Raw genomic sequence first — 18,202 nt, 5'->3', positions numbered from 1 at the left:
AAGCTGAGTTCGCCTGCCCTTTCCGTACATTGTTCTATAGTTAACAGGGTTTTTTAGGAATGAATAAAGGAGAAGCGTGCAATGTCGAACAAAGATAACACACATCAATCACCCATTCATGGCACTGAAGAATCACAGCCGGGTATGGACTCCCTTGCACCTGAAGATGGCTCTCATCGCCCTTCACCGGGTCCCTCAGCCCCTGGCGAGCAGCCCACCGCGCCCGGTAGCATGAAATCGCCGGACACCGGCAATGAGAAGCTAAAATCACTCGAGCCACACCGCAAAGGCGGAGAAGGCTATGCGTTGACCACCAATCAGGGGGTGCGCATCGCTGACGATCAGAATTCCCTGCGCGCGGGATCCCGCGGACCGACTCTGCTGGAAGACTTCATCCTCCGGGAAAAAATCACCCACTTTGACCATGAGCGTATCCCGGAGCGTATCGTGCACGCGCGCGGTTCCGCCGCTCACGGCTATTTCCAGCCTTACAAGAGCCTGAAGGAAATCACCAAAGCTGACTTCCTTTCAGACCCGGATAAGATCACCCCCGTGTTTGTGCGCTTTTCCACCGTGCAGGGTGGCGCAGGTTCGGCAGATACCGTGCGAGATATTCGCGGCTTTGCCACCAAGTTTTATACCGAAGAGGGTATTTTCGACCTGGTAGGCAATAACACCCCAGTCTTTTTCATTCAGGATGCGCATAAATTTCCTGACTTTGTCCATGCGGTAAAACCGGAGCCCCACTGGGCGATACCGCAGGGACAAAGTGCGCATGACACCTTCTGGGACTATGTCTCCCTGCAACCCGAGACGTTACACAACGTGATGTGGGCGATGTCTGACCGCGGGATCCCGCGCAGCTATCGCACCATGGAAGGGTTTGGCATTCATACCTTCCGGATGATCAACGCCGAGGGCAAAGCGACGTTTGTCCGTTTCCACTGGAAACCGGTCGCCGGGAAAGCCTCGCTGGTGTGGGATGAAGCCCAGAAGCTGACCGGGCGTGATCCGGACTTCCATCGCCGCGAGCTGTGGGAATCCATTGAAGCGGGCGATTTCCCGGAATATGAGCTGGGGTTACAGCTGATCCCGGAAGAGGACGAATTCAAATTCGATTTTGACCTGCTGGATCCGACCAAACTGATCCCCGAGGAGCTGGTACCGGTTCAGCTGGTGGGCAAAATGGTGCTTAACCGTAACCCGGATAACTTCTTTGCCGAGAACGAACAGGCGGCTTTCCACCCCGGTCATATCGTCCCGGGCCTGGATTTCACCAACGATCCGCTGCTGCAGGGGCGACTGTTCTCCTACACTGATACGCAGATCAGCCGACTCGGCGGGCCGAACTTCCATGAAATTCCGATTAACCGCCCCACCTGTCCGTACCACAATTTCCAGCGCGACGGGATGCATCGTCAGGATATCGATACCAACCCGGCCAACTATGAGCCCAACTCCATCAACGATAACTGGCCGCGCGAAACGCCTCCTGGCCCGAAACGGGGTGGATTTGAGTCGTATCAGGAACGTGTGGACGGCAACAAAATCCGCGAGCGCAGCCCGTCATTTGGAGAGTATTACGCCCACCCTCGCCTGTTCTGGAACAGCCAGACACCGATTGAGCAGCAGCATATTATCGGCGGTTTTAGCTTCGAACTGAGCAAGGTTGTGCGGACCTACATCCGCGAGCGCGTGGTCGATCAGCTGGCACACATTGATATTCAGCTCGCCCAGAGCGTGGCCGATAACCTCGGCATTACGCTGACGGATGAGCAACGCAATCTTGCCCCGCCAAAAGAGGTCAACGGGGTGAAAAAAGATCCGTCGCTCAGCCTGTACGCGGTGCCGGGAGGCTCGATTAAAGGCCGGGTGGTGGCGATCCTGCTTAACGACAAAACCCGCGCCAGCGACGTGCTGGGGATCATGCAGGCGCTGAAAACCAAAGGCGTACACGCCAAACTGCTCTACTCCCGAATGGGTGAAGTAACTGCCGATGACGGGTCAGTGCTGCCGGTTGCCGCCACCTTTGCCGGTGCGCCATCCCTGACGGTGGACGCGGTGATTGTGCCGTGCGGCGATATTGCCAGCCTGCTCAGCAACGGTGACGCGGTCTATTATCTGCTTGAAGCCTATAAGCATCTGAAACCGATCGCCCTTTCCGGTGATGCGCGACAGTTTAAAGCACGCCTGAACGTGGCCGATCAGGGTGAAGACGGGATTGTGGAAGGCGATAACGTCGACGACGCGTTTATGACCAGGCTGTTTGATCTGCTAGCCGCGCACCGCGTCTGGTCGCGCAGCAGCAAGATTGACCAGATACCGGCGTAAAAAAAGCCGGGTGGCGCTTGCGCTTACCCGGCCTACATTTCGACTGGTTTTGTAGGCCCGGTAAGGCGAAGCCGCCACCGGGCTTTGTCTTAAAGATCCCCGAAAGTCCCCAACCGATACCCGCGCTCGGCAATCGCGTATTTCAGCGACGGCGACGTCAGCACCTCCAGCTCCGCCAGGCGCGGCCAGCAGTAGGCGCTCTTACGGACGGTGTTATCGACAAACGCGGGATGCGCCATCACCTCCAGCGACCGTTCCCCCCGGGCTGCGGAATCATCCAGCACCTTCAGGAACAGCGCTTCGTCGATCTCCTCACCGTAAAACGCGCTGCTGAACCCCTCCGTTGTTGTCACGGCAAAGTCAGGCAACCCGCGCACGTCGCGATCCACGCGCATCGCCACGCCTTTACGCTGAGCAAAATCCGCAACGAGCGGGAATATCGCCGGGATCATATGCACATGATGATGGCTGTCGATATGGGTTGGTTCGCGACCAAAGAGGTCAACAAAACGGTTGTACTGACAGTCCAGCTCGCGGGCAATCTCTTCGAGCGGCAGCGCGTCCTGCTCCGCCAGTTCCCAAATCCATTTCCCGAGTTGCCCGTCACGCGTCAGGCCCGGCATCGCTGAAAGCGGCCTCCCCAGCGTCAACACAAAGTGCATGCCCACGCCCAGCTCAGGCGCTTCACGGCTCAGCTGCGCCGCGTGCTCTATCGCCTCTCCATTCACCAGCGCGGTGGTCGAGGTCACCACACCCCGTCGGCAGGCTTCAACAATGCCGTAGTTTTGCCCCTTAGACAGGCCAAAATCATCAGCATTGACGATCAGCAGGTTTTCCATCGCACGTCCTCTTAACGGTGTTGGTGCTTGAGCTTCTCAACCGTGGCGGCAAAGTTTGGCAGCCATTTTTCATGCGCCAGTATCATCTCGCTGGCCAGCCCTTCCGCATCGCGGTCGGAATGCACCAGCGGGCTGAGGTTCAACGCCAGCAGCACGTCATTCAACTCACCGCTCAGCGCAGCGTTGCTGGCCGCCACTTCAAACCCTTTGATGGTATGGATGAGCCCCATCACTTTGTCATCAAAGTGGGTAATACGCGGATGCGGTTTTGCCCCCTCACGGCCCAGGATACAGGTCATCTCTACGGCCCAGTCGGCCGGGATATTGTCGATATGGCCGTGGTGCGGCACATTGACGTAGTGCTCAGCCTGCTTGTCATTGTAAATGGCGTTGATCACTTCGCACGCCGCGTCGGAATAGTACGCCCCACCGCGCTGTTCAAGCTCTTTCGGCTTCACGTTCAGGTTCGGATCTTTATACAAATCAAACAGCTGCTTTTCAACTTTCTGCACAACCTGAGCGCGGGCACCGCCTTTATAGTACTCGCCCATTTCGATGGCCAGCATCTCTTTCTGCTTGAAGTAGTAGAGCAGATACGAGCATGGCAGCAGATTCAGGGAACGGATGAGCCCTTCGCTGAACGGCAGGTCGAAGATATTTTTTACGGATGCTGCGGTCAGGCGGCCGGAAGCCACGCCGTCCAGCAGTTCAGCAAAGCGAGACTGGCCGTTTACTATCACATCTCTGATGAACACCATGTGGTTAAGGCCAAACAGATCGATAGAGAGATCGTCGTTGTCGGTCAGCTCCAGCACGTCGCGGATGAACATCTTCATGCCAATCGGAATATTGCAGACGCCGATAAAACGCTTGAAGCTGGTATGGCGATAGACCGCCTCGGTGACCATCCCGGCCGGGTTGGTAAAGTTAATCACCCATGCGTTCGGGCAGATCGCCTGCACATCTTTGATGATGTCGAAAATGACCGGGATGGTGCGCAAACCTTTAAACAAGCCGCCCGCGCCATTGGTTTCCTGTCCCAGATAGCCGTGGCTCAGCGGAATGCGTTCGTCCAGTTCACGCGCTTTGAGCTGGCCCACGCGCAGCTGAGTGGTAACGAAGTCAGCGTCCTGCAACGCCAGGCGACGATCGAGGGTTTTATGCACGGTTAAGGGCACACCAGCTTTTTCTACCATCCGCTGGCACAGGTCAAAAATAATATTCAGCTTTTCCTGCCCTTCTTCAACATCCACCAGCCATAGTTCACTGACCGGTAATTCATGATAACGTTTCAGGAAACCTTCCAGTAATTCCGGGGTATAGCTGCTGCCGCCGCCAATGGTCACGACTTTTAATTTCTTTTGCATAACATCTCCCTTAGCGTATCAGGTTAATCGCCTGCAAGGTATAGCGGTCTCTTCCCGCTATTTGGGCAAGCAATCAAGTCAATATTCGTGGCGAATACACTCGCCAGGCACTAATTAATTACCGTCAAATTCTTCCGGTAACTGTTTGGTGTGAATGAGGTAAATTTCTTAAAGGTTTTAATAAACAGGCTGGGGCTACTGTAACCGGACTCATAAGCAATATCGGTGACAGAGTAGTTGGTAATTTCCAGCTGTTTTTTAGCAAAATTAATGCGGATTTCATTAATAATTTGCACGGGCGTTTTACGATAATAACGCTGTGTCGCCCGGGTCAGGTATTCCTGGGATTTTCCGGACAGTGACACCATATTTTCCAGAGCATTCTCGCTGAACTGCCCTTTGTCGTGCATCAACTCGACGGTACTGCGCAGCCATTGCGGAATGTCGTCGCTCACCTGCTGCTCTTCACGGTGGTGGCGAAGGCGGTTCATCACATAGAACGTCACGGTTTCAATAAATTCATCGAACTCATTGTCGCGGAAGTTGAGCGAGGCGATCACCGTTTCGATCCAGGTCATAAATTCGTTTTTTACGCGATAGACCTGTGACGCCACAAAGCAGAACGGCACCAGCGGCAGATAGTGTTTCTCAAAGAAACGTCTGCTGACGCCAACATTCAGAATACGGGTGGCACCAAATTCGTAAAAGCTCTGGTGATAAGATCCCATCGGCAGGAAAACAAAATCACCGCGCTCCAGCAGGACACGCTTGCCGTTAATCTCCTGATAGTAGCGGCCGGTCAGAACAATCGTGAACTCGTAGTAGTCATGCTGGTGCAGACCACTGGCGCTCTCCGTCTTGTTGTAAATAACCACGTGAAAATTCTTGCCATTAAACAGCTGCTGTTCAAGTGCGGTTTTAATTTCCATCGTGCTGACCTCCTGCTACTCAGTCTGACTTACTGCAGCTTCTCGTGAAGCTCAATTAACTCTGCTACCAGCTCGCGTGCCAGCATCGAGGTCATCAGGTGATCCTGTGCATGCACCAGCACCAGGCTGACTTTCATCTTCCCTTCCCCCTGGTCGCCTTCGATAAGCTTAGTCTGCACCAGGTGCGCTTCATTCAGCGCGATACGGGATTGATCCATCATGGTCTTAGCGGCGGCAAAATCGCCCTGCTTGGCCTGCTTCAGGGCAGCATACGCCAGGCTACGTGCTTGCCCGGAGTTGATGATAAGCCCCATCACCACTTCTTCCAGATCGTTCTCTACAGCGTCTTCGGCTACGATACTATCCAAATCTAACATCTTTAAGCTCCTTTTCGCTGGCGCGGGTTACCCCGCGCCGGGCAATATTTAGAATTTCAGTGCGAGGGCGATATCCTCTTCGCTCTCTTCTTCATCAATCACGGTCGCGGCTTTGTTGGCTATCGCCACGAATGGCATGTAGAGCAGTGTTGCAATCCCGAGGTTGAATATCGCCAGCAGGAAGGCCGCGACGCTACCGTTGGTGTTGAAGAACGCCCCCAGCCCCGCCGGCATGGTCCACGGCGCAATGTTGGTAACAGGCGGGATAATGCCCAGGTAATAGGCCGTCAGGGTGATCCCCGCCAGCAGCGGCTGAATCAGGACGAATGGAATGAACATCACCGGGTTCATGATGATAGGCAGACCAAACAGAATCGGCTCGTTAATCTGGAAGATGCCTGACGGCAGCGCCAGCTTCGCAACCTGACGATGGTCAGCGCGACGAGAGACAATAAAGACCGCGATGATCAGACCCAGCGTCGCCCCGGTACCCCCCAGGAAGATATAAGAGTCCAGCATCGGCTTCGCCCACACATGGAAGGTTTTACCGGCTGCCAGCGCCGCATCAACGGAGCCGTACTGCTGATAAAGTGCAACGTTTTCCAGTGCCCATGGGGTCATGATACCGCTGTCCAGCGCGGCCAGTGCCAGTGAACCATGTACGCCGAAGAACCACAGCAGGGAGGTGAAAATCACGTACGCCCAACCGACCACGCCCCCCATCGACGCCAGCGGCGTTGAGATAGAGTCCATGATGATCTGGTGGAAGTTTGTGCCCCAGTGAGAGAGCGCCCAGGCAATAATCCCCATGATGGAGAGAATAATGAAGCCTGGAATCAACGCGGAAAATGAACGGGAAACGGAGCCCGGTACGCTATCTGGCAGGCGAATTACCCAGTTGCGACGGATAATAAAGGTGAACATCTCGGCAACCACCAGACCGATAACGATACCGGAAATAATGTTTGCCCCACCCAGCCAGTTGGCACCCACAGCATAAGCTTCACCCACGCTGTATGGGGTGACGGTCATAAAGGCGGCAACGGACAATAACCCCGCGGCCAGCGGATCCACCTTACGTTCTTCGGCTAATGCCATCCCAATAAAGAAAGGCGCCATCAGCGACATAATACCCAACGTACCGTTATATACGTTGCCGCCGATGGCTTTAAAACCGTTAAGGGTTTCAATGGTTGAAGCGTCTAACCGAATTCCTAATGAATAAAAAAAGGAACCTTCACCAAAGCTCAGAAAAACGTTGTTAATTAAAACGAACATTGCCCCGGCCAGCGTCAACGGCATTAATTTAATAAAGCCGTTTTTGATGGCGTTAACGTGAGGCTGCTTTCCTATTTTAACAGCAAAAGGAAGGAGTACCTTTTCAAGTGAAGCGATGACTTTACTCATAGGAAAATACCCTTAAATGCCGCAACGTATGTCGCGGCGTATTGTGTGTGAAATAACTCTTTGACGGGAAAAATAAAAATTAATTAGCAGCTTTTTTAATTGCTGCCACAGCAGCTTTCAGTACACCTAAACCATCAATCTTACCGTACAGCCCTGAGTCGATAACCTCGACCGGTTTATTCGGTAACAGACGTTGAATTTCTGGCAGCATGTAAGCGATCTGCGGACCCAGTAAAATAACATCTGCGGTCTGGCCTTTTTCGCCCGCCAGTGTTTCCGGGAACGCTTCGATCACCACCGGCACTTCATACTTTTCGGCCTGTGCACGCATCTTCGACACCAGCAGTGACGTTGACATGCCTGCAGAGCAGAACAGGTAGATATGTTTCTTTTCCATCATGATTTCCCTCTTTTATGACTACCTGCCGTCTCGCTATCACTCGACTCGCTCTCCTGGCTGACAGGTAATGTGCTGACTGTTGTTTATCGTTGGAGTGAGTATACGTAATGGTACAGAGGGGGGATAATTCTGCACAGGCCTAAATTGTCTCTCATTGACCTGGCTTGTTGACTACCTTCACATTTCAGGCAAATAATTCGCGCAAAGAAATAAGATTTACGTATGCATAAAAAAACCGGCCCAAAGGCCGGCTTGTTAACATCCTCAGGCAAGCAGGGTTACTGCGCCTTAGGTGCCTGCGGATCGGTATCGTATTCCGCACAGGTCTGGTAACCGGAATTGATGACGTGACCGGTGTCATCCAGAGCAACAAAGTAGGTTTCTGCCTTACCATCACGTTGACCCAGGATATAGGTCTGGCAGGTACCACGCGCGTGGATCATGGTCACTTCTGACGAAGGCTTACCGGCAATCGCAGCCACCTGCGAACGGGTCATGCCTTTTTTGACATCTTTCACTACCGGCTGTGTAAACTGATCTTTGGTGCGATCGTAAGCCGTACACCCTGCCAGCATAGTCAGTACCGCCGCTGCGCTAAGAATTCCTGCTACGTTCTTGTTCATATTCCGTCCTCTTGTTTATCAGCGTGTTATCTAAGCATGGGATAAAAAGTACTATTGTTCAACTTTGCGAGTTACGCCAGACGAATTTCGGAAAATTCTAATAAAACAACGATAAGCTGCTAAAACGCCGCAAAATAGCGCACTCGAAACTGTGATCCTTGTCGTTTTACGCCTGAAGGGTTAGTTTTAACAGTTAACACATTCTGTTTATGGTCTGCATATGGAGGGCGTGATGGCTCTGCAACACGAGATTATTCAGGCGCTGGGCGCGAAGCCTGCGGTAGATGCAAATGAAGAGATCCGCCGAAGCGTTGATTTTTTAAAATCCTATTTAAAAACGAACTCGTTTCTGAAAACGCTGGTACTGGGCATCAGCGGCGGGCAGGACTCGACGCTGACCGGCAAACTCTGCCAGATGGCCATTTCAGAGCTGCGCGAAGAGACGGGAGATGAAGCGCTGCAGTTTATCGCCGTGCGTCTTCCGTATGGCGTGCAGGCAGACGAACAGGATTGTCAGGATGCCATCGCCTTTATCCAGCCAGACCGCGTACTGACGGTCAATATCAAAGGATCGGTGCTGGCGAGTGAACAGGCGCTGCGTGAAGCGGGCATTGAGCTGAGCGATTTTGTGCGCGGCAATGAAAAAGCGCGCGAACGTATGAAAGCGCAGTACAGCATTGCAGGCATGACCAAAGGCATGGTTGTCGGGACCGATCACGCGGCAGAAGCCATCACCGGTTTCTTCACCAAATATGGCGACGGGGGCACCGACATTAACCCTATCTTCCGTTTGAACAAGCGTCAGGGTAAACAACTGCTGGCTGCGCTGGGCTGCCCGGAGCATTTATACAAGAAAGCGCCAACGGCGGATCTGGAAGACGATCGCCCTTCCCTGCCGGATGAAGCGGCGCTCGGTGTGACCTATGACAACATAGATGATTATCTGGAAGGCAAGAAACTGGACGAGAGTATCGCGAAGATTATCGAAGGCTGGTATCTGAAAACCGAGCACAAACGCCGCCCACCCATTACCGTGTTTGACGATTTCTGGAAGAAATAAAAGCAAAACGGTAACCCAGGTTACCGTTTTTAGTGTTTGCGCCCTCTCCCGAGGGAGAGGGTTGGGGTGAGAGCATCAGGCGACCCGGCTCTTTTTTAACCACCCCACACCTGCTACACTGTATACCTGAACAGTATATGGAGTCGTATGTGAGCAGGCGTCAATCTGCCCCGCGTCTGGAGTTTGAAGCGGCGGCTATCTATGAATATCCCGAACATCTCCGCCCCTGGCTTGAGGAATTACCTAAACAGCCGGGCGTGTACATCTTTCATGGCGAAAGCGACACTCTGCCGCTCTATATCGGCAAAAGCGTGAATATTCGCAGCCGGGTGCTGTCCCATCTGCGCACGCCGGACGAAGCCGCCATGCTCCGCCAGTCGCGACGCATCAGCTGGTATCCGACGGCAGGGGAAATGGGAGCGCTCTTACTGGAAGCCCGTCTGATCAAAGAGCAACAGCCGTTGTTTAATAAGCGTCTGCGCCGCAATCGTCAGCTCTGCTCGCTGCAGATAACCGCGGGCAAACCGCAGGTTGTCTATGCGCGCGACGTCGATTTTTCGCACGCACCGAATCTGTACGGCCTGTTCGCCAACAAACGTGCGGCGCTACAGGCGCTGCAAACGCTGGCGGACGAGCAGCAGCTTTGCTACAGCCTGCTGGGGCTGGAGGCCACCACCCGTGGACGCGCCTGTTTCCGCTCTGCGCTCAAACGCTGTGCGGGGGCCTGCTGCGGCAAAGAGAGCGTCGAGGATCATCACGCCCGGCTTCTTGGCGGGCTGGCGGCCATCAGCGTGAAGTGCTGACCGGCGAATTTGACGTTATTGTGCTTAATGACCAGGCAGCCAGTTGATTTCGCTGAATAATAACCTGCCGTGCGATTCCAGCAAACGCAGGGTGTGGGTTCCCTCCTCCCAGCTCGCGCCCTGATCGGCTGTCAGCAATTTATCCCCCAGCTGCCACGCACCGCTTAAGACGAAGACTACACCCCCGCGTGAGCCAAAGGTAGTGAAGGTGCGGTCCGCCACCCGCACTTTCGCCTGGCAGCAATCCCGCCGGGTCATGATGTTGAAGTCCATCGACATCTGCCCGTCGCTTAACAGCGCTTTTACCGGCTGGTCGCCGGAAAAACAAAAGGGCTGATGGTGCTTCAGGGTATGGCAAAACGCCTGACCGGCATCCAGCGTCACTTCCCCCCCTTCCAGCAGGGTGATAACCCGGTCAACACCGGGAAAGGAGGAGAATTCGCTATTGCTGGCGATGGTCGCAATGCTGGCACGCCAGAAAAAATCGCGCGTCGCGGGAGGAAAACAACAAATTTCGCGCGTCTCACCAGCACCATTGCGCCAGAGACTGACCGGCATTTTACGGATATCAAAGAACTCCATCACCACTCCTGAATGGCGCAACGAGCGCCAGGGCAAGGATATCGCTATCGTTGCTGTCTTGTTTGTTATGATTGAATAGTTACAGACGTAGTATCGGCAGCAGAGCGGGCAAGCCTTAGCGGGACGCTGATAAAAAATCTAACGTCATGAATTCTCTGAAGCGATGACAGGAGAATACCGCGCCTGTTGCGGCAGACAAGAGGGTAAGAAAGAAAAAACCGCCGGTCCTGTCCACAGCATTTGCGCTTTTGTAGACAGGATCCCGGCGGTCTTAAGAGAGTGAACCGATTATTCGGTTGGTGCTGGCATTTTACCTTCCATTGCCGGACGTTCTGTCAGACGCTTCTCAAAATTGGCATTAAATTGTTTTTTCTGTTCCGGCGTCAGAATGTTGTAGATCTTGTTCTGGGTTTCCATATGAGCCAGCATGCGGGCTTTATGCTGCTCAGCCATTTTGTCGATCTGCGCTTCGGCTTTTGCCTTATCGAAGCTGTCGCTGGCGATAATGTCATGCATCGCGCGGCGCTCTTCCAGCGGAGGACGTTTCATCTGGTCACGCTGGCTTTTCATGATGTCGCGGATCTGCTGTTTCTGCGCATCCGTCAGGTTCAGATCTTTGAACATCATCATCTCGTGCATACCCGGCTTGCCTTTGTGATGCATCATCATTTTGCCTTCAGCAGGCGCGGCAGTGGTGGTTGCGGTATCTGCGGCGAACGCCATGCTGGTAGCGCCCAGAGCCAGGGTAGAAGCAACAAACAGTGCAGTAAACTTACGCATAATTTATTTCCTTACTTTCAGTTATTCTTCGGCGCTATGCCGTGTTGACGAGATTAACTTTACGGGGTTTATCGTCAATTAGTCAGAGCAACGGTAAAACAATGAAAGTGTAAAAAACAAATTTTCGCCAAATATGGAGGAAATAAGGATAAAGCGTGGAGAGTTGCAACAAAAATATGCAATAAGCTGATTATTAAGAGATTGTGCAGAAGTATAACCAACTGCCGTTTAATAATAAAGCAATTATCCAGGAATATTCTGCAAAGAAAATGCGATCGCCTTAATCGCTAAGAATATAGTTTTAATATTCCCCTCCCGCAGACAGGAGGGGAAACGATCAGGACACTTTTTCCAGCATCAGCCCGGCCCGCAGACCAAAGGCCACCGACGGGTTGGGGAACAGCACATATTCGGTTGTTTTCTGCACCTCATAGCGCTCGTCGCCGTCCTCCGCCAGTAATGCCCCCTTGCGAAACGGCGTAAAATTGAGCGTGTGGGCCGCCATGTGTAGCTGGAAAGCCTCGCTACGGCGGGTGATCTGCTGCACAACCCGATAACGCTCGACGGGCTGGCTGGTATGCTCCGGCTCCGTCCCCCCCAGCAGCGCCCGCAGCGCAAAATGCGTCGGGGCAAAGCGCGTAAGATCGTTTTGCCCAAACGGCAGCGCTTTTCCCAGTTCCAGCGTGCAGGCCAGCGCGCCGAAGCGTTCGCAGGTGAAGTGGGTAAAGGTTCCCCCCGGCGACTGATGGAAGACCAGCGCTTCCAGCCCCGCATCCCCCAGCCAACTCAGAAAATCTTCCTCCCAGGGCTGATTACGCTGCGGCAGTACGCCAAAACGCACGTGATACGAGGCGCGGATCGCCGTATGCAGATCGAGATGCCAGCGCGATGGCCCCGCGTCGGTGAAAAAGGCGGTGACGATCTGCTCAAGCCACTGCGCCCGTGCCGTTTCATCACTTTGTGGGAATTGCGACCAGCGGCCACCGAACATGCGGTTGATGTCGCTCACCAGATAGCGTTTATTTTGCGCCAGCGCAGGCGGGTTTCCCAGAACCACCAGCAGACGGCAGTGCAGCGCGATCTCCCCGCAATACAACGCGCGCAGCAGCAGGTCGACAATCTCGACGGGCGCCGTTTCATTGCCGTGAATGCCGGTTGAGAGCAGAAGCGACAGTTCACTCCTGGCGGTCGGTGTCAGTTCAAGCACGCCGCGCCCCAGCCACCGCCAGTGGAATGAGGGCCCCTCTCCCTCACGTTGTGAGGGCGTTTCGTCGGCCAGCGTCAGCGCCAGTAAATTTTCCATAGCGCCTCCTTTAGCGCTGGAACGGGTAAACCGAACCCAGCTGCAGGATTGAGGTTAACGCGTCCAGCGCCTCGCGGCCTTCGCGCAGCAGCTGCGGGTCAACCAGATCGGCCTGCGTTAACCGGTCGCGATAGTAGCGGTCCACCCAGTCGTTCAGGGTGTTAAACAGCGTCTCATTCATCATCACTGCCGGGTTAACGGCCTGCATTTCGGCAGGCGTCAGCACCACGCGCAGGCGTAAACAGGCCGGACCACCCCCGTTTGCCATGCTCTCGCGCAGATCAAAGACGCGCAGTTCCGCAATCGGGTTATCGGCTTTCACCAGTTCAGTCAGATAACGCCACACGCCCGGGTGATCGCTGGACTCCTGCGGCAGCACCAGCATCATGCTGCCATCGTCCCGGCTCAACAGCTGGCTGTTGAAGAGGTAGGTCTCAACCGCATCCTGCACGCTCACCGCCTGCGTCGGCACCTGAATCGGCGTAAACCCGGGCACGCGTTCATGCAGCGTGGCGAGGAGTTTCTCCTGATGGGCGAACGCCTGCTCGTGGCAGAACAGAACCTGGCGGTTAGAGACGGCAATCACGTCGTTATGGAACACGCCCTGGTCGATCACATGCGGGTTCTGCTGGGCAAAAATCACCTGCGACGGATTGACCTGATTCAGACGCGCCACGGCCTGGCTTGCCGCCAGCGTCTGGCGGGCCGGATAGCGGGTTGGCGCAGAATGGCCGCCCTCTTCCCGCCCGTAAATAAACAGCTGTAACCCCGGTTCGCCGTAATCGCCGCCCAGACGGTTATGGTTGGCAGCACCTTCATCACCAAACATCGCCACCTGCGGCAGAGCCGGATGGACAGCAAAATGGGCGTCATTATGGAAAATGGCGCGCAGCACGCGCTCCGTGGTCTCCGCTTCGGTGGCACGGTGGAATTTGTTGTTCAGGTTCGCCACCGTCAAATGAACCTTGCCATCCAGCGTATCGGCAGAAGGTGCGACGGTCGCCGCGTTAGCCACCCACATTGAGGAGGCGGAACTCGCCGCCGAGAGCAGGTGTGGCGTCTGCGTTCCCGCTTTCTCCACTACCTGTTCATCAGTGCCGCTAAAACCAAGCTGACGTAACACCGCCACGTTTGGACGCTCCTGCGGCGGGATCACCGCCTGCGGAAAACCCGCGTCCGATAGCGCCTTCATTTTCAGCAGCCCCTGCTTTGCCGCCAGTTTCGGGTTGGAGACCTGAAAACGGTGTTTCGTCGAGGCTTCATTACCAAAGGAGAGCCCGGCATAGTGGTGCGTCAGCCCCACCAGGCCGTCAAAATTGACTTCACGCGCTTTCATGGCGATCTCCCTGACTAAAATCCAGACCCGGACTAAGCGTTTCCGGCAGCGTCAGCGCGGGTGTTTCCAGGCTCGCCATCGGCCACGCGCAGTAATCTGCGGCATACCACGCGCTGGCGCGATGGTTCCCGGAAGCTCCTACGCCGCCAAACGGGGCGGTACTCGCGGCACCGGTCAGCGGTTTGTTCCAGTTAACAATCCCGGCGCGCGCTTCGAGCAGCAGCTGATCAAACTTCTCGCGCTGCGGTGAAATCAGACCGCTCGACAGGCCGTAGCGGGTGTTGTTGGCCATCGCAATGGCACTGTCAAAATCGTCATAGCGCCAGACGCACAGCAGCGGTCCAAAGACCTCTTCATCCGGCACGTTGCTCGCGCCGCTCATCTCAACAATGCCCGGCGTTAGCAGCGACGTGCCCGGCTGAACCTGCTTCGGCTCCAGCAAGGTTTTCGCGCCGCGTGAGACATGGTCCTGCCAGGCTTTCAGAACGTTCAGCGCCGCCTGTTCGGAGATGAGCCCGCCGATAAACGGCTGCGGGTCGGCATCCCACGTCGCAGGCACCAGACGCGCGCTCACCTCAACCAGACGCCTGAGGAACGCATCGCCCTGCGCCCCGCGCTTCACCAGCAGACGACGCGCACAGGTGCAGCGCTGACCGGCAGTAATAAAGGCCGACTGGATGGTCAGGTGGACTGCCGCGTCAATATCATCAGGATCTTCCACAATGAGCGGGTTGTTTCCGCCCATCTCCAGCGCCAGAATTTTTTCCGGCTGCCCGGCCAGCTGGCGATGCAGCTGATAGCCCGTCCCGGCGCTGCCGGTAAACAGCAGGCCATCAATATCACTTAACGCGCTCAGCGCCTGGCCGGTTTCACGCCCGCCCTGCACCAGGTTCAGCACGCCCGGCGGCAAACCCGCCTGCTCCCAGAGCTTCACCACCACCTCACCGGTCAGCGGCGTTAATTCACTCGGTTTGAAAATGACGCTATTTCCCGCCAGCAGTGCGGGCACAATATGCCCGTTTGGCAGATGCCCCGGGAAGTTGTAGGGGCCAAACACCGCCAGTACGCCATGGGGGCGATGGCGCAGCGTGGCCGCGCCGTCAGCCATTTCGGTATGCTGCTCGCCGGTGCGGGTATGGTACGCCTTTACCGAGATGGCGATTTTGTTGATCATCGCCGTCACTTCAGTCGCCGCTTCCCAGCGTGGCTTGCTGGTCTCCAGGGCGATCGTGCGGGTCAACTCGGTTTTATTCGCTTCCAGCAGAGAGGCAAACTTTTCGACAATCCCCTGGCGCACGGTGAACGGCTGTTTCGCCCACGCCGGAAATGCGCGGCGCGCGGCGTGGCAGGCCTGTTCAACCTGCCCGGCGCTGGCATCATTACCTTTCCAGAGCACCTCGTTGCCGACCGGATTGGTCTTCACTCGCTGTTCGCCTTCGCCCGTTACCCAGTCTCCGTTGATCCATAAAGTCATGCTGTTTTCTCCTCAGGGCAGAGTCGCACCAGGCGAACCGTATCGCCGGCATTACATTTCAGGACATCCAGTTCTGCAGCCGTCAGCACCAGACGTTCACATTTCGGGTTGGTACGCACCAGCATGGCGCGGAAGTTGGTGTAATTTTCGTTCGCCACCAGGCACGCCGGCCAGTCACCCGGCGCGGGCTGACCTTCAGAGACGTCAACCAGTCGGCTTTTACGGATCGCGCGCACGCGGTCGATGTCGCACTCCAGCGTCGGCCCGCCGTCAAAGATGTCGACATAGTTACGGTAGCGGAAGCCTTCTTTCTCCAGCACCGCGCGGGCAGGCGCCGTTTGCGGATGGACTTCGCCAATCACCGCCTGCGCTTCCGGGGTTAAGAAATGGGTATAGATAGGGTGTTTCGGCATCAGCTCAGCGATAAACGCTTTCTGCCCTGTGCCGCACAGATAGTCTGCCCGGCTGAACTCCATCGAGAAGAAACGCTCGCCCAGGCTCTCCCAGAACGGCGAATAACCTTTATCGTCGATCACACCGCGCATTTCAGCCACCACCTTTTCGTTAAAACGATCGCGGAAAGCGGCCATAAACATAAAGCGCGATTTGGAGAGCAGATACCCGTTGCCCTCTTTACGCCACGCCGGATCAAGGAACAGCGTGCAAAGCTCGCTGGCACCGGTGTGGTCATTACAGAGAAACAGCGTCGGCAGCGCGTTATAGACGTTCAGCTCTTTTGAGGCATGAACCATGGTGCCCACGCGGTAGTTGTACCACGGGTCATTAAGACCAACGGCCACTTCGATGGCGCAGATCCCGGCTACGGTCCCCGTGTCGGTATCTTCCAGCACGAACACATAGCCCTGTTCGCTTTTTGGCAACGTCCCCTGCCAGGTTTGCAGGGCGCGCTCAATGCGCGCCGACAGCGTTTTTTCATCGGCAGGAAGCGAGGTCAGCCCGCCCCCCGTCTTACCGGCAAGCTGCATGAGCCCGGCGAGATCGCCGCGCTCAACGGGACGGATGACCATCATGATGACACCCCGGATTTCACACGTTCACAGGCCAGCGCAAAACGGTCTAAACCGGTGCTCACCTCTTCCTCGCTGACAATCAGCGCAGGGGCAAAACGCACCACGTTGGCACCGGCAATCAGCACCATCACGCCCTGTTTCGCCGCTTCCTGTGAAATAAGTTTAGCTTTTCCGGCAAACTCCGGCGTCAGTTCGCAGCCAATTAACAGCCCCAGGCCGCGAATCTCTTTAAACAGACCGGTCTTGCTGTTAATGGCGTTCAGACGCTCCACAAACCAGTCGTGACGCTGTTTAACCCCCTTCAACACTTCCGGGGTATTGATGATATCCAGAACCTGTCCGGCCACGGCCGTTGCCAGCGGGTTACCGCCATAAGTGGTGCCATGCGTGCCCACGACCATTACGCTGGCGAATTTATCGGTGGTCAGCATCGCGCCAATCGGGAAGCCGCCGCCCAGCGCTTTCGCCGTTGAGAGAACGTCCGGCGTTACGCCGTAGTGCATATACGCATACAGCTCACCGGTACGGCCAACGCCGGTCTGCACTTCATCGAAAATCAGTACCGCGTTATGACGATCGCACAGTTCGCGCAACCCCTGCAGGAACGCTTTCTGTGCGGGCAGCACACCGCCTTCTCCCTGCATTGGCTCGACGATCACCGCGCAGGTGGTGTCGTCGATCAGCTCGCGGGCTGACTGCAGATCGTTATACACCCCGTGGCGGATATCCGGCGGCAGCGGCGCAAAGTCCTGCGAGTAGGACGGCTGCCCCCCTGCGCTGACGGTAAAGAGCGTGCGGCCATGGAACGCGTTCTTAAAGGCCACAATCCCGCTCTTGTGCACACCGAATTTATCGTGCGCATATTTGCGTGCCAACTTCAGCGCCGCTTCGTTCGCCTCCGCGCCCGAGTTGCAGAAAAAGACTTTCTCCGCAAACGTCGCGTCGATCAGTTTTTTCGCCAGACGCAGCGCCGGTTCGTTGGTATAGCCGTTCCCGGTGTGCCAGAACTTCGCCGCCTGGTCGTTTAACGCCTGGCGCAGCGCCGGGTGTGCATGGCCCAGCGCGTTAACCGCAATCCCGCCCGCAAAGTCGATATACTCTTTACCCTGCTGATCCCACAGGCGCGAGCCTTCCCCACGAACCGGAATAAAAGCCGCCGGAGCGTAAACCGGCATCATCCATTCATCGAAATTTTCACGCGTAATTGACAGAGACATAGCGACCTCATCCGGTAAATAAAAGGTTATTTGAATGTTAAATAATTGAGTGTTTGCACTATGAATGTAGATTGCAGCCTTCGTGCCAGCCAGCGATAAAAATGCATAAACGGGTGGGGGTAACAGAATATCAATAAGTTACAATATGGAGTTATTCACTTTTAGTGCATAAAAAGTGAATATTTTTACGACAAGCGGCGCTTTGCCGCATGAAAATCAGAAAGAGTATGCAGAGGCCAAATATAATTCTGGAATTGTGATCGCTCGCGAAATTTATCGGCCATTTACGCCCCTTTTAAGGGCGAAGCGCGTCAGAATGGTGCAAATATTGCACCGTTGGCAT

The 18,202-nt window shown here is 55.4% G+C and carries 16 protein-coding genes and 1 pseudogene; 3 read left to right on the top strand and 14 right to left on the bottom strand.

Annotated elements, in window-relative coordinates:
• Nucleotides 1-81 precede the first annotated feature (81 nt).
• Nucleotides 82-2,331 (top strand): catalase HPII, encoded by a 2,250-nt coding sequence (katE, locus tag ACOTZF_RS02005; RefSeq protein WP_045295825.1) that lies wholly within the window; start codon nt 82-84, stop codon nt 2,329-2,331.
• An 89-nt stretch (nt 2,332-2,420) separates the two neighbouring features.
• Here the strand turns inward: katE and chbG are convergent, their stop codons facing one another.
• From chbG to osmE, 7 genes are all read right to left on the bottom strand, one after another.
• Nucleotides 2,421-3,170, bottom strand: coding sequence for a chitin disaccharide deacetylase (gene chbG, locus ACOTZF_RS02000; protein ID WP_038979913.1), 750 nt, complete (start codon nt 3,168-3,170; stop codon nt 2,421-2,423).
• An 11-nt stretch (nt 3,171-3,181) separates the two neighbouring features.
• On the bottom strand, nt 3,182-4,537 hold the full coding sequence (locus ACOTZF_RS01995) for a 6-phospho-beta-glucosidase (RefSeq protein WP_129252783.1): 1,356 nt from the start codon (nt 4,535-4,537) through the stop codon (nt 3,182-3,184).
• A 110-nt stretch (nt 4,538-4,647) separates the two neighbouring features.
• On the bottom strand, nt 4,648-5,466 hold the full coding sequence (chbR, locus tag ACOTZF_RS01990) for a transcriptional regulator ChbR (RefSeq protein ID WP_013097020.1): 819 nt from the start codon (nt 5,464-5,466) through the stop codon (nt 4,648-4,650).
• A 29-nt stretch (nt 5,467-5,495) separates the two neighbouring features.
• Nucleotides 5,496-5,843 carry a PTS N,N'-diacetylchitobiose transporter subunit IIA gene (gene chbA, locus ACOTZF_RS01985; RefSeq protein ID WP_013097021.1) on the bottom strand — a complete coding sequence of 116 codons (348 nt, stop codon included), beginning with the start codon at nt 5,841-5,843 and terminating at the stop codon, nt 5,496-5,498.
• A gap of 48 nt (nt 5,844-5,891) precedes the next feature.
• Entirely contained in the window at nt 5,892-7,250 is a 1,359-nt protein-coding gene (gene chbC / locus ACOTZF_RS01980; RefSeq protein WP_013097022.1) for a PTS N,N'-diacetylchitobiose transporter subunit IIC, read from the bottom strand.
• Between the two features lie 79 nt (nt 7,251-7,329).
• Entirely contained in the window at nt 7,330-7,647 is a 318-nt protein-coding gene (gene chbB, locus ACOTZF_RS01975; protein ID WP_013097023.1) for a PTS N,N'-diacetylchitobiose transporter subunit IIB, read from the bottom strand.
• A 281-nt stretch (nt 7,648-7,928) separates the two neighbouring features.
• Complete coding sequence (gene osmE / locus ACOTZF_RS01970; RefSeq protein WP_003857836.1) at nt 7,929-8,273, bottom strand: osmotically-inducible lipoprotein OsmE; 345 nt, start codon at nt 8,271-8,273, stop codon at nt 7,929-7,931.
• Nucleotides 8,274-8,505: 232 nt separating this feature from the next.
• Here osmE and nadE point away from each other — a divergent pair, with 232 nt between their 5' ends.
• Both nadE and cho read left to right on the top strand, forming a co-directional pair.
• Nucleotides 8,506-9,333, top strand: coding sequence for an ammonia-dependent NAD(+) synthetase (nadE, locus tag ACOTZF_RS01965; RefSeq protein ID WP_129317762.1), 828 nt, complete (start codon nt 8,506-8,508; stop codon nt 9,331-9,333).
• Nucleotides 9,334-9,482: 149 nt separating this feature from the next.
• A pseudogene (gene cho, locus ACOTZF_RS01960) lies at nt 9,483-10,133 on the top strand (excinuclease Cho); the annotation flags it as partial.
• A gap of 27 nt (nt 10,134-10,160) precedes the next feature.
• Here cho and ves read toward each other — a convergent pair.
• From ves to astC, 7 genes are all read right to left on the bottom strand, one after another.
• Nucleotides 10,161-10,718 carry an environmental stress-induced protein Ves gene (gene ves, locus ACOTZF_RS01955; RefSeq protein WP_421636041.1) on the bottom strand — a complete coding sequence of 186 codons (558 nt, stop codon included), beginning with the start codon at nt 10,716-10,718 and terminating at the stop codon, nt 10,161-10,163.
• A 288-nt stretch (nt 10,719-11,006) separates the two neighbouring features.
• On the bottom strand, nt 11,007-11,498 hold the full coding sequence (gene spy / locus ACOTZF_RS01950; RefSeq protein WP_014831529.1) for an ATP-independent periplasmic protein-refolding chaperone Spy: 492 nt from the start codon (nt 11,496-11,498) through the stop codon (nt 11,007-11,009).
• Nucleotides 11,499-11,835: 337 nt separating this feature from the next.
• Entirely contained in the window at nt 11,836-12,801 is a 966-nt protein-coding gene (gene astE / locus ACOTZF_RS01945; RefSeq protein ID WP_129252779.1) for a succinylglutamate desuccinylase, read from the bottom strand.
• A 10-nt stretch (nt 12,802-12,811) separates the two neighbouring features.
• Nucleotides 12,812-14,137: an N-succinylarginine dihydrolase gene (gene astB / locus ACOTZF_RS01940; protein ID WP_058681920.1), complete on the bottom strand. Its 1,326-nt coding sequence runs from the start codon at nt 14,135-14,137 to the stop codon at nt 12,812-12,814.
• Nucleotides 14,124-15,611, bottom strand: coding sequence for a succinylglutamate-semialdehyde dehydrogenase (gene astD, locus ACOTZF_RS01935; RefSeq protein ID WP_013097030.1), 1,488 nt, complete (start codon nt 15,609-15,611; stop codon nt 14,124-14,126). The genes astB and astD overlap by 14 nt, the downstream gene beginning before the upstream one ends.
• Complete coding sequence (gene astA / locus ACOTZF_RS01930) at nt 15,608-16,642, bottom strand: arginine N-succinyltransferase (RefSeq protein ID WP_129252777.1); 1,035 nt, start codon at nt 16,640-16,642, stop codon at nt 15,608-15,610. The genes astD and astA overlap by 4 nt, the downstream gene beginning before the upstream one ends.
• Complete coding sequence (gene astC, locus ACOTZF_RS01925; RefSeq protein ID WP_029882003.1) at nt 16,639-17,859, bottom strand: succinylornithine/acetylornithine transaminase; 1,221 nt, start codon at nt 17,857-17,859, stop codon at nt 16,639-16,641. Before astC ends, astA begins: the two co-directional genes overlap by 4 nt.
• Nucleotides 17,860-18,202 lie beyond the last annotated feature (343 nt).

This window comes from Enterobacter cloacae complex sp. SHL021, from assembly GCF_049237765.1.
GTDB classification, from domain to species: domain Bacteria; phylum Pseudomonadota; class Gammaproteobacteria; order Enterobacterales; family Enterobacteriaceae; genus Enterobacter; species Enterobacter cloacae.
This window is presented reverse-complemented; position numbering and strand designations above follow the sequence as displayed.

What these genes read in the sequence shown, in the direction of transcription:
- katE (WP_045295825.1), top strand. Translation starts at nt 82, where the DNA reads ATGTCGAACAAAGATAACACACATCAATCACCCATTCATGGCACTGAA.
- chbG (WP_038979913.1), bottom strand. Translation starts at nt 3,170, where the DNA reads ATGGAAAACCTGCTGATCGTCAATGCTGATGATTTTGGCCTGTCTAAG.
- ACOTZF_RS01995 (WP_129252783.1), bottom strand. Translation starts at nt 4,537, where the DNA reads ATGCAAAAGAAATTAAAAGTCGTGACCATTGGCGGCGGCAGCAGCTAT.
- chbR (WP_013097020.1), bottom strand. Translation starts at nt 5,466, where the DNA reads ATGGAAATTAAAACCGCACTTGAACAGCAGCTGTTTAATGGCAAGAAT.
- chbA (WP_013097021.1), bottom strand. Translation starts at nt 5,843, where the DNA reads ATGTTAGATTTGGATAGTATCGTAGCCGAAGACGCTGTAGAGAACGAT.
- chbC (WP_013097022.1), bottom strand. Translation starts at nt 7,250, where the DNA reads ATGAGTAAAGTCATCGCTTCACTTGAAAAGGTACTCCTTCCTTTTGCT.
- chbB (WP_013097023.1), bottom strand. Translation starts at nt 7,647, where the DNA reads ATGGAAAAGAAACATATCTACCTGTTCTGCTCTGCAGGCATGTCAACG.
- osmE (WP_003857836.1), bottom strand. Translation starts at nt 8,273, where the DNA reads ATGAACAAGAACGTAGCAGGAATTCTTAGCGCAGCGGCGGTACTGACT.
- nadE (WP_129317762.1), top strand. Translation starts at nt 8,506, where the DNA reads ATGGCTCTGCAACACGAGATTATTCAGGCGCTGGGCGCGAAGCCTGCG.
- ves (WP_421636041.1), bottom strand. Translation starts at nt 10,718, where the DNA reads ATGGAGTTCTTTGATATCCGTAAAATGCCGGTCAGTCTCTGGCGCAAT.
- spy (WP_014831529.1), bottom strand. Translation starts at nt 11,498, where the DNA reads ATGCGTAAGTTTACTGCACTGTTTGTTGCTTCTACCCTGGCTCTGGGC.
- astE (WP_129252779.1), bottom strand. Translation starts at nt 12,801, where the DNA reads ATGGAAAATTTACTGGCGCTGACGCTGGCCGACGAAACGCCCTCACAA.
- astB (WP_058681920.1), bottom strand. Translation starts at nt 14,137, where the DNA reads ATGAAAGCGCGTGAAGTCAATTTTGACGGCCTGGTGGGGCTGACGCAC.
- astD (WP_013097030.1), bottom strand. Translation starts at nt 15,611, where the DNA reads ATGACTTTATGGATCAACGGAGACTGGGTAACGGGCGAAGGCGAACAG.
- astA (WP_129252777.1), bottom strand. Translation starts at nt 16,642, where the DNA reads ATGATGGTCATCCGTCCCGTTGAGCGCGGCGATCTCGCCGGGCTCATG.
- astC (WP_029882003.1), bottom strand. Translation starts at nt 17,859, where the DNA reads ATGTCTCTGTCAATTACGCGTGAAAATTTCGATGAATGGATGATGCCG.